Genomic DNA, 12875 nt, shown 5'->3' on the forward strand with positions numbered 1-12875 from the left:
TACCCGTATTGTTGGCGCGTATTTTTGGTGGTACCCGGGGTTGTTCCGGTTAGCCTGGCGATCGCCCGATTGCCCGACCGCGCATGACGCTGGTGCTGCTGACTTAAAAAAAGGTCGACGGGATCGACCTTTCTGAAGTGCAGACGGATTGCTTACTTGACGTGCTTGCCGATCAGGCCTGCCATCTCGAACATCGAGACCTGGGCTTTGCCAAACACCGCGCGCAGCTTTTCGTCGGCGTTGATCATGCGCTTGTTGAGTTTGTCCTGCAGGTCTTTGGCTTTGATGTAAACCCAGAGCTTGCTGACAATCTCGGTGCGTGGCAAAGGCTTGTCGCCCACCACTGCAGCCAACGCGGGGCTCAAGGTCAGCGCCTTCATGAACGCAGCGTTGGGTGTGCGTTTTTTGGCCGGAGCGGCTTTCTTCGCAGCTGCCGCACTTTTTGCGGGAGCTGCTTTTTTCGCTGCTACCGTTTTGGCTGGTGCCGCTTTTTTCGCGGCAACCTTGGTTGCGGGAGCTGCATTTTTAGCAGCTACTTTCTTTGCCGGAGCAGCCTTGCTTGCGGGTGCTTTTTTTGCCGGTGCCTTTTTTGCAGTTGCCATGATTGATTTCCTTCCAGAAGTTGACAAATCACCACCGGAATAACGACTCCCCTGTGGCAAAGCGGATGCTACTGGAGAAAAACCCGGTTTCATAGTGAAAAAGCACTTTATTTACGTACCGATGTTGCAGATTTACCTCTGAGAATCGAAAAAATCATCTTCGGCTGGCTTCAACCAGCCCTATGCTTGCTTCGGACTACTTACTTGAGCTGAAATAAGACCACCCGGAAAAGCCTGAAAATACGCCAGTGACTCGTGATTCCAAGTCGCGCAAGGCGCAGAGCCAGGCGGCGTTAATGGCAAATCATGCCGCCGGTGGACACGGAATACTCAACACTCATCAACGAGGAAATTGTTTTGAAAATGACTGAAGCCAGCGCCCTGCCTTTTGCAACCTGTGATTTGTGCGATGCCCATAAAAATGACAGTTCGGGTAACTTCAGGGTGTTGCCACCAGTATTCATGGACTTTGGCGCGGTTCAAAAATTCAGCGGGCAGGTGGTCACCCTCAAATGCTTTGAGGACAACACGCTCGTCAAGGCCACAGTAGATTCGGCTGGGGCTGGCCGGGTGCTGGTCGTGGATGGCGGTGCATCCTTGCGCCGCGCCCTGCTTGGAGGCAACCTGGCCATGGCGGCCGCAAGGAATGGCTGGTCGGGTGTCGTCATTGATGGCTGCGTGCGCGACGTGGCAGAACTGGCGCAGTGCCGAACGGGGATACGGGCGCTGGCGGCCATGCCCATGCCGACCGAAAAACGCCAGCAAGGCCAACTCGACCTTACGGTGCAGATTCAGGGCGTGTGGATACGCCCGGGTGACTGGCTTTACGCCGATAAGGATGGCATGGTGCTCATGCATGAGGCCGCCGTAGCCTGAGCGAGCTTGCAGTGGGTTGTCGTTGCTTGCGCGGCGCGCTCAGCCTTTGAGGCCTTTATAGAGCATATACGCCGCCAGCACATACAGGATGCTGGCGAATACCCGCTTGAGCTTGCCGACCGGAATATTGTGTGCGGCACGGGCGCCCAGCGGCGCGGTGGCAAAGCTGCACACCGCAATCACCAGCAGGGCGGGCAGCCAGATATAGCCGAAAGCGCCTTCCGGAAGGTTCTGCACACTTTGCCCGCTGATGGCATAGCCCAGCACGTTGGCCATGGCGATCGGAAACCCAAGCGCCGCCGAGGTGGCGACAGCATTGTGAATCGGCACGTTGCACCAGGTCATGAAGGGGACGCTGATAAAACCGCCGCCCGCGCCAACCAGCCCCGAAAGAAAACCGATAAAACCGCCCGCCGCCAACTGCCCGCCTGTGCCGGGCATCTGGCGCGTCGGCTTGGGCTTTTTGTCCAGGAACATCTGGGTGGCTGAAAAGCTCACAAACAGGCCAAAAAAAATGGCGAGGTAAGAGCCTTTGAGCAATGCGAACACGCCCAGGCTGCCAATGATGCTGCCCATCACAATGCCGGGCGCCAGCCGCTTCACGATGTCCCAGCGCACGGCGCCGCGTTGGTGATGTGCCCGAACGCTGGAGAGGGAGGTAAAGATGATGGTGGCCATGGAGGTGGCAATTGCCATTTTCACCGCAAGATCCGGGGAAACGCTGCGGTTTGCCAGAATGAGGGTGAGGAATGGCACCATCAGCATGCCGCCGCCGATGCCCAGCAGGCCTGCGAGAAAGCCGGTTCCCACGCCCAGCACGGCGAGCTCAACGATCAGCAAAGGTTCTAGCATCATGGGTTTTTATGCGTGGCGGACAGCACCAACCAACGCGCCCCGGAGAAAAGGGCGGATTGTCTGGAACTGGAAAGAAAAAAAGGGTGTCTGCGAATGCCACTGGACCGTCATCCTGAACCGGGGTTCAGGTGGGCGAGGGCAGTCAGGTTTCGGGTTCGTCTAACGCGAGACGATCACACCAGCCAGACAATTTACCAAGCCCGTGCTCGTGGAGCATTGGTTCAAGGAAATGTAAAGCCCAATGCGCATCGCAGACCCATCGATTGTAGGCTGTTATGGGCTGCGCCACCGGCAAACACCGCGCCTGAAAACTTACAGCAGTCGTCCGTCGATTCCCAGCACAACGTCCAGGCGCTGCAGCAAGGCCGATAGCTGCGGCGCTTCAGGGGCGCCATCCCGGGCTTGATCCATCGGCAGGGATTGCTGAGGTGGCACTGTCGCAGCGGGAGCGCGTTCCGCCAGCTCGAACGCGAGGTTCAGCGCGGCCAGCACCGCGATCCGGTCCCTGGCCTTGACTTTTCCTGCGTCACGAATTTTGCACATGGCCTCGTCCACCATGCCAACGGCTTGAAGCAGGCGCTCATCGCCGTTCTCGGGGCAGCCCAGCAAATAGTTTTGCCCCATGATCTGTACCTGGAGCTGTTTCATCGCGCGGTATCCGCAGAACTATCGGTCGGGAGACCCATGCTTTCGGGCAGCCGTTCGATCAGTGCATCGACCCGGGCGCGCGCTGCGCTTAATCTGGACCGGAGCGAATCGCGCTCCAGCGTGAGGACGTTGACTTGCTCGCAGAGCAGCGCGTTGGTACGCTGTATTTCCTCATAGCGTAGCAGGAGCCGTTCAACGCGTTCGGTGATTTGGTCGATTTGGTCGACTGGGAGTTTGTTCGACATGGGCAACTGATTGTAGGGTGAGCGGAATTTTGCCGCGTAGAATCCTTTTTGTTGGTGCTCGCGGTGTGGTTCACACGCCGCAGTTCAACGGGAAGCAGGAGGAAGCCAAAGCCATGCATCGCGGAACTAACCGTCTTGCAAGCGCTGCGATTTCTAACCTGCGCTGCCCCCGCAACGGTAAACGGACGAATGCCACTCCCGACTTTATTGCTCAGGACGCATTCAGCTTTCATCATGAGTCACTGAGCGTTTTGAACACGCGCTTGGGAAGGCGATGAGATCAGTTCCGTCAGCCCGGATACCGGCCAACAAGGTGAATGCGTGCGTCTTTTTTCGAGGACTCGCGCATTTGTAACGCTCATGCACTGGCGGGGAAGCCGGTGAGGGCAGTTCGTTGATTGTTTATCCATGAAAACCTGTATTTTTAATGCCCGCCTGGCCGGGCTGCCGCTGGCTTTGGCTGCTGCATTCCCGATGATTTCTTTTTCACAAACGCAGGTCACGCCGCAACTGAGGGAAACCATCGTGACGGCCACTCGCAGCGCCCAACCCGTGGAGGATGTGGTGGCCGACGTCACCATCATTGACCGCGCGCTGATTGAACGCAGCGGCGCTGTCGGATTGGCGGATGTCCTGAAACGCGTTCCGGGCATCGAAATTTCACGCAACGGCGGTCCTGCCGCCACGACCAGCGTGTTTCTGCGTGGGGCCGAGTCCCGCTTTACGGCGGTCTATATCGATGGAGTCCGGGTGGATTCGCAATCCACTGGCGGGGCTAGCTGGGAAAGCATTCCGCTGGCGTTGATCGACCGCATCGAGATACTGCGCGGCCCGGCCGGTGCGGTTTACGGCTCCGACGCGATGGGCGGCGTCATACAGCTGTTCACCAAACGCGGCGAAGAGGGCTTTGCACCTTTTGCGGGCGTGGGTGTGGGCACCTACAACACACGCAAGGTCGATGCCGGCTTCAGCGGTGCGAGCGGAGGCTTTGATTACGCGCTGGGTCTGGCGTACGAAAAAAGTGACGGTTTTAATGCCCGACCTATAGCCACCCAGAACCCTGACCGCGACGGCTACCGCAGCCAGTCTGCCAACCTGCGGCTTGGCTTTCAGGTTAACCAAGCGCACCGGCTTGAGGCGACGGCCCTGTCGAGCGACTCTAACTCCGGTTACGACAACGGCTTGGGCGAGGACGACCGCAGCCTGCACAAGCTTCAGGCCATCGGGCTGAACTGGCAGGCGAAGTGGACCGATATCTGGAGCACGCGCCTGTCGGTCACCGACTCGCGTGATCGCTACGAAACCTCGCCGTCGCCTTATCTGACTCTCACCAACCTGCGCGGCTACACCCTGCAAAATGAGTTTCGCGTGGGGAGTCATCTGCTGACTGCAGCACTCGAGCGCAAGGTAGACCAACTGCGCAATGCGCCGATTGACAAGGGTCGTTCGCAGGATGCGGTAGCGCTGGGTTACAGCTTTGCCAGCAAAAGCCACAGCGTCCAGCTCAACCTGAGGCATGACAAAGACAGCGAGTTCGGCGGCAAGACCACCGGCAGCGCTGCCTATGCCTACGCATTCACCCCCGAATGGCGCGCCTCGGCCTCGGCTGGCACGGCATTTCGGGTACCGACGCTGTACCAGCGCTTCAGCGAGTACGGCGTGTCAACGCTGGTGCCCGAGAGCAGCCGCAACGTCGAGCTGGGTCTGCGCTGGTCGCGCAGCGACAGCAGCGTCGGGCTGGTAGCCTACCGGAGCAAGGTGGACAACCTGATCAGCTTCGCCGGCGCAGGCACTTGTGTCTCGCCTTACGGCTGCTATGCCAACACCGCACGCGCCGAGTATTCCGGTGCCACGCTGAGCGCCTCCCAAATGGTGGGCAATGTCAACCTGGGGGCTTCGCTTGACCTGCAAAATCCGCGTGACCTGAGCACCGGCAAGCAACTGGCCCGGCGTGCCAGACAACACGGCACGCTGACCGCCGACACCCGCGCCGGCGCCTGGCAACTTGGTGCCGAGGCTCAGTTCTCGGGTCAGCGCTTCGATGACGCCGCCAACACCCGGCCCCTGGGCGGCTATAGCCTGCTTAACCTGAGCGCGAGCACGCCGCTTGCCAAGGACTGGACCTTGCTGGCGCGCGTGGACAATCTGGCCGACAAGCGTTATGAACTGGCCCGCACTTACGCCACAGCGGGTCGCTCTTTTTACGTGGGCGTGAAGTGGGCGCCGAAGTAAAAACGGCGAGCTGCCCGGTGTTGCTCGTGGCCGCTCCGGCCTCGGGCCAGGGCAAGACCACGGTGGCCTGCGCGCTGGCCCGCCTGCATGCGCGGCAGGGCCGGCGGGTGCGTGTCTTCAAATGCGGGCCCGACTTTCTTGACCCCTACTGGCTGGCGCTGGCCAGCGGCGCGCCCGTGCACCAGCTGGACTTGTGGATGACCGGCGAGGCTGACTGCGCCAGGCGCCTTTTTGCTGCCGCGCTGCAGGCCGACCTCATCATTGTCGAGGGCGTGATGGGCCTGTTTGACGGTCAGCCCAGCGCGGCTGATCTGGCGCAACGTTTCGCCCTGCCGGTGTTGACGGTGATTGACGCCAGCGCCATGGCGGGCACTTTTGGCGCGCTGGCCTGGGGTCTGCAGCACTATCGCGAAGGCCTGTCTTTTGCCGGCGTGCTGGCCAACCGCGTTGCTTCTCCGGGCCATGCGGCCATGCTGCAGGCCAGCCTGCGCGACCCGGCCCAATGGCTGGGCGCATTGGAGCGAAGTGCTGACTTCACGCTGCCCGAGCGCCACCTGGGCCTAGTCATGGACCACGAGCTCGGCGATGCGATGGAGCGACTCGATGCCGTGGCCGACGCGCTGGCTGAAACCGCGCTGGGGAAAATGTGCACCCAAGATTTGCAGGCCTGGTCGGTGACGTTCGCGGCCGGCGAGGAAGCAGTCCCTGACTTCCCCGCACGCGCCCTGCAAGGCCAGACGATTGCGGTGGCACGCGATGCCGCCTTTTGTTTCATCTACGCGGCCAATCTCGACTGCCTGCAGGCGATGGGTGCCGAGCTGGTTTATTTCTCGCCGCTGCGGGACAGCGTGCTGCCCCCTTGTCACGCTCTCTGGCTGCCCGGTGGTTATCCCGAGCTGCATGCAAAGGCCCTCGCTGCGAATGTCGCCATGAAAGCCGGTATTGCCAGTCATGTTCAGGCTGGCAAGCCAGCCTGGGCAGAATGTGGCGGCATGATGGCTCTTTTTGAGCAACTCACTGATATCGAGGGCGTAAGCCACATCCTTTGGGGCGTGTTGCCGGGCCGCGTGACGATGCAGCAACGTCTGGTTGCGCTGGGGCCGCAACAGCTGGAAGTGGCGGGTGGCAGCTTGCGTGGCCACACTTTTCATTACTCTACTTGCACCACGCCCCTGCCGGTCGTCAGCCGTAGCCAGGCCGCGCCGGGGCGGACATTGCGCGGTGAAGGCGAGGCCCTGTATGGAACCGGCGGGGTTCAGGCCAGCTATTTTCACGCCTGGTTTGCGTCCAGTCCAGCCACCACGGCACGGCTGTTTTTAAAGGAAAACCATGACTGAAAAATCAGGCGACTGGCGCACGCTTGCAAGCAGCAGGGACAACTCGGCCTACGGTCCGCAGCGCATCGTCTGCCTGACCGAAGAGCCCACCGAGTGGCTTTACCTGCTTGGAGAAGAACGGCGCATTGTCGGCATTTCAGGCTACACCGTACGTCCGCCTCGCGCGCGCGAAGAAAAGCCCAAGGTCAGCGCTTATCTGAGCGCCAAAATCGACAAGATTGTCGAGCTGCGGCCTGACTGCGTGATCGGCTTTTCAGACCTGCAGGCCGATATTGCGGCGCAGCTGGTGAGGAAGGGTATTCAGGTCACCATCTTCAATCAGCGCAGCGTGGCCGAAATTTTCTCCATGATGTACCAGCTCGCCGCCATGGTCGGCCAGGTTGGGCGCGGCCTGGCGCTGATTCAGGCCATGCAGCAGCGGCTGCTGGCGATTGAACAGGCGGCGCGCACGCTCAGGCGCCGGCCACGCGTGTATTTTGAGGAGTGGCATGACCCGCACATCAGCTGCATCGCCTGGGTGTCCGAGCTGGTCGGCATCGCTGGCGGCGACGACTGCTTTCCCGAACTGGCCGCGCAGGCCATGGGCAAGGACCGAATCATTGCCGACGGACTGGAAATTGTGCGGCGCAAGCCCGACATCATTTTCGGCTCGTGGTGCGGCAAGAAGTTCCGACCCGAACTGGTTGCCGCCAGGCCGGGCTGGGAAAACGTGCCTGCCATCAGGCGCAATCAGCTGTTTGAAATCAAGTCGCCCGAGATTCTGCAGCCCGGTCCCGCTGCATTGACGGATGGCGTGGAGAAGTTGCACCGGCTCATCCTCGACTGGAGTCAGGCCCATGACTGATTTGGCGACATTGGGGTTTGGCCGTAGCGAGCTGATTCTGGGCGGTCAGAAAAGCGGAAAATCGCGCCGTGCCGAGTCGCTTGCCAGTGACTGGCTGGGCCAATCGCCAGGGCACAAGGCGGTGCTGATTGCCACCGCCCAGCCCTGGGACGAGGAGATGCGCGGGCGCATTGCCCGCCACCGGCAGGACCGCGCCGAACGCGTTCCCGCGATGCGCACGCTGGAAGAGCCGCTGCAGCTGGCGCAGGCCCTGGCCAGCCACAGCAATACCGACACGCTGGTCGTGGTCGATTGCCTGACCCTGTGGTTGACCAATTTGCTCATGCCAGTCGATGACTTTGAACAAAAAATGCCGCAGGTCCAGTATTTTCGGTCACAGTTAGCTATGATTTCAGGAGCAGTAAAGCAGACGACCGGCCCGCTGGTGCTGGTCGGCAACGAGATTGGCCTGGGCGTGATTCCGCTCGGGCGCGAGACGCGCGACTTCGTCGATGCACTGGGCCTGCTCAACCAGGACCTGGCGCAAGTCTGCCAGCGCGTGACGTTGATGGTGGCCGGTTTGCCGCTCACGCTGAAAGGCCAGCCATGAAAAAAGTTGCCGCGCTGTGGCTGGTGCTTTGCCTAGCCGCGCTGGCGCCGGCCCATGCGCTGCAGCTGCTGGACGACCGCGGCGTGAGCGTGACGTTTGCACAAAGTCCGCAACGCATCGTCAGCCTGCTGCCCTCGCTGACTGAAAGCATTTGCGCCATGGAACAGTGCCAGCGCCTGGTCGGAGTGGACCGCTACTCGACTTATCCGGCCAGCGTGCGGCGCCTGCCCGTGCTGGGCGGCGGACTGGACCCGAACATCGAAGGCATCGTCGCGCTCAAACCCGACGTGGTGGTGCTCGCCACCTCGTCGCGCGCCAGCCAGCGACTGGAGGAACTTGGCATCAAGGTGGTGGCGCTGGAGCCGAAAAGCCACGCTGATGTCAGGCGCGTGCTGAATAAACTTGGTCTGCTGCTCGACGTACCCGGCGAAGCGGGCGCCGATCGTCTGTGGCGCCTCATCGACAGCGGCGTGTCGGCCGCAAGCCAGTCTTTGTCGCCCAGGGCCAAAAATACCCGCGTGTATTTTGAAGTCAACCGCGGGCCGTATGCCGCGGGCGAGTCGTCCTTTATCGGCGAAACCCTTACCCGACTCGGCGTGAAGAACGTGGTGCCTGCTTCGCTCGGCCCTTTTCCACGGCTCAACCCCGAGTTCGTGGTGCGCGCCAATCCCGATGTGATCATGGTGGGCAGCCGCAGCGCGCAGGCCATGCTGGCCTATCCGGGCTGGAACAGCATCAAGGCAATGCGTGAAAAGCGCATTTGCGTATTTTCCCCTGATGAATCCGACGTGCTTGTCAGGCCGGGCCCGCGCATGGCAGAGGCCGCGCGAATCATGGCCAGATGCCTGGAGGACAAGGCCCGATGAGCCTTGCCTTCAACCGGCAAAAGCGCAATGCCGCCTGGCTTGCCACCGGCTTGCTGCTCGCCACGGCTGGGTTGCTGCTGCTGGGCGTGAGTGTGGGCAGCACGGGCCTTGACAGCGTGCTGGCCATGCAGCGCGACCCGCAGGCCCTGCAGATCATCCGGGAGATTCGCCTGCCGCGTACCGTCGGCGCCTGGCTGGCGGGCGCCTTGCTGGGCCTGGCCGGCGCCGTGGCGCAAGGGCTGTTCCGCAACCCGCTGGCCGACCCGTATTTGCTGGGCAGCGCCTCGGGGGCGTCGCTCGGCGTGGCGCTAGCGATGGTGCTGTTTGGCGTCTCGCCGATGGCGACCGAATGGCTGGCGCGCATCGGGTTGACCGGCGCTGCCTTTACAGGCGCCGTGCTGGCCGTGCTGCTGACGCTGCTGCTGGCCAAGGGCGTGCAGCACACGCTTCGGCTGCTGCTGGCGGGCGTGATTGTCGGCGTGGTGCTGGGCGCCATGACATCGCTTCTCTTGCTGCTGAACCCCGACATCATGCAGTCGATGCAGTCTTTCATGCTGGGCAGTACCGGCTTTGTCGGCTGGACCGCTTGCGCGATGAGGTGTGGCGTTTTTTTTGCCACCCAGGTGGCCTCCTGGATGATGAGCCATGCGCTCGATGGTCTGGCGCTGGGCGAGGCGACCGCGCACAGCCTGGGGTTGCCACTGCCCCAAATGCGGGCGGGTCTGGTGGCAGTGCTGGCACTGGCCACCGGCACGGCGGTTGCGCAAACCGGCCTGATTGCCTTTGTCGGCCTGGCTGCGCCGCACCTAGTGCGTTCGGTGGTCAAGACCACGCATGGCCGGTTGATCGTTCTGTCCAGCCTGACGGGCGCGGTGCTGCTCACTGCCGCCGATATTCTTGCAAGGGGGCTGATTTCTCCGCAGGAGCTGCCCGTGGGTGTGCTGACCGCCGTGCTGGGGGGCAGCTATCTGCTGTGGCTGATGCACCGCAACACCGGACGCGGGGGCGGACTGTGAAATCGTCCAGTCTTCCAGCGGCCATGAATTCAATCGCCGTCCACGCGGTGTCCGTCAGCGCCAGGCTTGGAGATGCCGAGGTCTTGCACGCTATTTCGCTGGCCTTGCCGGCCGGGCGCTGGACCAGCATCGTCGGCCCCAACGGCGCCGGCAAGTCAACTTTACTCAAGGTGCTGGCAGGCTTGCTGGCGCATAGCGGCGAAGTGGCCTTGCTCGGTCAGCCGCTCTCCACCCTGCGCGGGCGTGAACGGGCGCGGCAGCTGTCGTGGCTGGGGCAGAACGAAAACTCGGCCGACGACCTGACCGTGTATGACGTCGCGATGCTGGGCCGCTTGCCGCACCAGGCCTGGCTGGCGCCGCCCAGCGCCGCTGACCATGCCGCCGTCGAGCGCGCCCTGCGTGCCACCCAAGCCTGGGACTGGCGGGGCAGGGCGCTCGGCCAGCTCTCGGGCGGCGAGCGCCAGCGCGTCCTGCTGGCGCGCGCGCTGGCGGTCGAGGCGCAGGTGCTGTTGATGGACGAGCCGCTCGCCAACCTGGACCCGCCGCACCAGACCGACTGGCTGTTGATGGTGCGCGCGCTGGCCGCCAGTGGCAAAACCGTGGTCAGCGTGCTGCATGAAATCTCGTTTGCGCTGCAGGCCGACGAGATGGTTGTCATGGAGCAGGGCCGTGTGACGCACCAGGGCGGTTGCAGCGAGGCGGCCACGCAGCGGGCGCTGGAGCAAGTGTTTGATCACAGGATTTCAATCTTTCCACTCGCCGGCCAATGGGTAGCCCTGCCCAAAATATGACTTTCTGAAAGACCAGCTGATGCAAATCGAAACGCCACCGGCCGACAAACCCTACGACAAGCCCGAGGGTGAACGACGCGGCCTGCTTATCGTCAACACCGGCGATGGCAAGGGCAAAAGTACCGCCGCCTTCGGCCTGGCGCTGCGCGCGCAGGGTCGCCACCATGTGCATGGCAAGGCCGTGAAAATATTTCAGTTCATGAAGGTGCCGAGCGCCCGTTTTGGCGAGCACCGCATGTTTGAACAGCTCGGTATTCCGATTGAAGGGCTGGGCGACGGCTTCAGCTGGAAAAGCCAGGACCTGGCGCACTCGGCCGAGCTGGCGCGCACTGGCTGGGAGAAAGCCAGCGCAGCCATCCTCGGCGGCGACAACTTCATGGTGGTGCTCGACGAGCTGACCTATCCGCTGATTTACGGCTGGCTGCCGCTCGATGAGGTGTTGCAGACGCTGCGGGATCGCCCGCAAGACGTGCACGTCGTCATTACCGGTCGGCGCTGCCCACCTGAAATAATCGCGCTGGCCGATACGGTGACGGAGATGAGCAAGGTCAAGCATGCCTTTAACGCCGGTATTCCAGCCCAGCGCGGCATCGAAGATTGAAGATGCCGGAAAATTGGCAGTGCATGCCAATCTCGCGCCCGCGCACTACGGCGTGTCCTGGCGCGGCTCTGATTCCTGGCTGCCCGCTGCGATTTTCCCGCGTCTCCAGCCCTGCCGGAGTCGGTAGTTGAACGCAACACCTTCTTTCTCCACGGTAAGCGCCTTCAGTCTGGCCGAGCGTCAGGCGGTTTACCGCGCCATTTACGAGCGGCGCGATATGCGCCACTTCAGCGGCGGCTCAGTGGACGATGCGCTGCTACAGCGCCTGCTCTCGGCCGCGCACCACGCGCCCAGCGTGGGGTTCATGCAGCCCTGGCGCTTCATCCGCATTCGCAGCCAGCCGCTGCGCGAAAGCGTGCATGCGCTGGTCGAGCAGGAGCGCGTGTTGACGGCGCAGGCCCTTGGCGAGCGGGAGGACGACTTCATGAAACTCAAGGTGCAGGGCGTGCTGGACGCCGCCGAGCTGCTGGTGGTGGCGTTGCCGCCGGGTCGCGATCAGCATGTGTTTGGCCGCCGCACCCTGCCCGAAATGGATCTGGCCTCCGCAGCCTGCGCGATTCAGAACCTCTGGCTGGCAGCCCGGTCTGAAGGGCTGGGCATGGGCTGGGTCTCGATTTTTTGCCCGCTGCAGCTGGGCCGTTTGCTGCGGATGCCCGAGGGCAGCAAACCCATCGCCGTGTTGTGCCTCGGCCCCGTCCAGGCTTTTTATGAGCAGCCCATGCTGCAGGCCGAAAAATGGGCGCGGCGCGCCGATTTGGCCGACATGGTATTTGATGACCACTGGGGTCAGCTGACCGCTCCTGTTGCAGCGGTCAGCCAACCCAACTGACGCGCCTGCCTTGCTGATGACCTGGAACCTTTTCAACCCTCTGCCCGGACTTGCCAGCACGGCTGGCCTGATCGGCTTGGTCGTTGCGCTGGTGCTGCTGCTGGCCCTGTGGATTGACGTTCGTTTTGGCGAGCCGCCGGGCTGGGTGCATCCGGTGGTCGGGATGGGGCGCTACCTGCAGATCTGCGGTCGGGTCACCGTGCGATGCCGCCCGGGGCCTGCGTTCGTGTTCGGGGCCGTCGCCTGGTGGCTGGGCGTGCTGGTCACGGGCACGCTGGCCTGGGAGCTGCAGGCGCTGGCCTTTCGGCATGTCGCCCAGGGCGGGGTTACACCGGACCTGGCTCGTGGCATCGCTCTGGTGCTGATGGCCTGTTTGCTCAAGTCGATGCTCTCGTGGCGCATGCTGCGCGATGAGGTCGGCGCGGTCGAGGCCGCGCTGCAACAGTCCCTGGCAGCCGGACGCGCTCGTCTGGCCATGCTGGTCAGCCGCGACACCACACTGCTGAGCGGGTGCGAAGTGCGCGAAAGCGCCATCGAGTCGCTT

General features: G+C 62.6%; 15 protein-coding genes and 1 riboswitch. Of the genes, 11 read left to right on the forward strand and 4 right to left on the reverse strand.

Features of this window, described 5'->3' with window-relative positions:
• Positions 1 to 152: 152 nt before the first annotated feature.
• Positions 153 to 602: an SWIB/MDM2 domain-containing protein gene (locus HHJ19_RS01075; RefSeq protein WP_296903312.1), complete on the reverse strand. Its 450-nt coding sequence runs from the start codon at positions 600 to 602 to the stop codon at positions 153 to 155.
• Between the two features lie 363 nt (positions 603 to 965).
• Here HHJ19_RS01075 and rraA point away from each other — a divergent pair, with 363 nt between their 5' ends.
• Positions 966 to 1478, forward strand: coding sequence for a ribonuclease E activity regulator RraA (rraA, locus tag HHJ19_RS01080; RefSeq protein ID WP_296903346.1), 513 nt, complete (start codon positions 966 to 968; stop codon positions 1476 to 1478).
• Between the two features lie 39 nt (positions 1479 to 1517).
• Here the strand turns inward: rraA and HHJ19_RS01085 are convergent, their stop codons facing one another.
• From HHJ19_RS01085 to HHJ19_RS01095, 3 genes are all read right to left on the reverse strand, one after another.
• Positions 1518 to 2333, reverse strand: a complete 816-nt coding sequence (locus tag HHJ19_RS01085; protein WP_296903313.1) for a sulfite exporter TauE/SafE family protein — start codon at positions 2331 to 2333, stop codon at positions 1518 to 1520.
• Positions 2334 to 2645: 312 nt separating this feature from the next.
• Positions 2646 to 2981, reverse strand: a complete 336-nt coding sequence (locus HHJ19_RS01090; RefSeq protein ID WP_296903325.1) for a cell division protein ZapA — start codon at positions 2979 to 2981, stop codon at positions 2646 to 2648.
• Complete coding sequence (locus HHJ19_RS01095; protein ID WP_296903327.1) at positions 2978 to 3226, reverse strand: DUF904 domain-containing protein; 249 nt, start codon at positions 3224 to 3226, stop codon at positions 2978 to 2980. Before HHJ19_RS01095 ends, HHJ19_RS01090 begins: the two co-directional genes overlap by 4 nt.
• A 35-nt stretch (positions 3227 to 3261) precedes the next feature.
• Positions 3262 to 3551: riboswitch (cobalamin riboswitch) on the forward strand.
• A gap of 83 nt (positions 3552 to 3634) precedes the next feature.
• Here HHJ19_RS01095 and HHJ19_RS01100 point away from each other — a divergent pair.
• The 10 genes from HHJ19_RS01100 to HHJ19_RS01145 form a co-directional block, all read left to right on the forward strand.
• Complete coding sequence (locus tag HHJ19_RS01100) at positions 3635 to 5458, forward strand: TonB-dependent receptor (RefSeq protein ID WP_296903329.1); 1824 nt, start codon at positions 3635 to 3637, stop codon at positions 5456 to 5458.
• Positions 5443 to 6795: a cobyrinate a,c-diamide synthase gene (locus tag HHJ19_RS01105; protein ID WP_296903331.1), complete on the forward strand. Its 1353-nt coding sequence runs from the start codon at positions 5443 to 5445 to the stop codon at positions 6793 to 6795. The genes HHJ19_RS01100 and HHJ19_RS01105 overlap by 16 nt, the downstream gene beginning before the upstream one ends.
• Positions 6788 to 7639 (forward strand): cobalamin-binding protein, encoded by an 852-nt coding sequence (locus HHJ19_RS01110; protein ID WP_296903333.1) that lies wholly within the window; start codon positions 6788 to 6790, stop codon positions 7637 to 7639. Before HHJ19_RS01105 ends, HHJ19_RS01110 begins: the two co-directional genes overlap by 8 nt.
• Positions 7632 to 8228, forward strand: coding sequence for a bifunctional adenosylcobinamide kinase/adenosylcobinamide-phosphate guanylyltransferase (gene cobU / locus HHJ19_RS01115; RefSeq protein ID WP_296903335.1), 597 nt, complete (start codon positions 7632 to 7634; stop codon positions 8226 to 8228). The genes HHJ19_RS01110 and cobU overlap by 8 nt, the downstream gene beginning before the upstream one ends.
• Positions 8225 to 9094 (forward strand): ABC transporter substrate-binding protein, encoded by an 870-nt coding sequence (locus HHJ19_RS01120; protein ID WP_296903337.1) that lies wholly within the window; start codon positions 8225 to 8227, stop codon positions 9092 to 9094. The genes cobU and HHJ19_RS01120 overlap by 4 nt, the downstream gene beginning before the upstream one ends.
• Positions 9091 to 10110: an iron ABC transporter permease gene (locus tag HHJ19_RS01125; RefSeq protein ID WP_296903339.1), complete on the forward strand. Its 1020-nt coding sequence runs from the start codon at positions 9091 to 9093 to the stop codon at positions 10108 to 10110. The genes HHJ19_RS01120 and HHJ19_RS01125 overlap by 4 nt, the downstream gene beginning before the upstream one ends.
• A gap of 23 nt (positions 10111 to 10133) precedes the next feature.
• Positions 10134 to 10901: an ABC transporter ATP-binding protein gene (locus HHJ19_RS01130; RefSeq protein WP_296903340.1), complete on the forward strand. Its 768-nt coding sequence runs from the start codon at positions 10134 to 10136 to the stop codon at positions 10899 to 10901.
• 19 nt (positions 10902 to 10920) lie between these two features.
• Positions 10921 to 11502, forward strand: coding sequence for a cob(I)yrinic acid a,c-diamide adenosyltransferase (gene cobO, locus HHJ19_RS01135; protein WP_296903342.1), 582 nt, complete (start codon positions 10921 to 10923; stop codon positions 11500 to 11502).
• 127 nt (positions 11503 to 11629) lie between these two features.
• The gene (bluB, locus tag HHJ19_RS01140; RefSeq protein ID WP_296903343.1) at positions 11630 to 12331 is read left to right on the forward strand and encodes a 5,6-dimethylbenzimidazole synthase; all 702 of its coding nucleotides are present in this window, start codon (positions 11630 to 11632) and stop codon (positions 12329 to 12331) included.
• A gap of 16 nt (positions 12332 to 12347) precedes the next feature.
• A partial coding sequence (locus HHJ19_RS01145) for a cobalamin biosynthesis protein (RefSeq protein ID WP_296903345.1) occupies positions 12348 to 12875 on the forward strand: 528 nt, incomplete at its 3' end.

The organism is Polaromonas sp., from assembly GCF_012927415.1.
In the GTDB taxonomy this organism is placed as follows: Bacteria; Pseudomonadota; Gammaproteobacteria; order Burkholderiales; family Burkholderiaceae_C; genus Polaromonas.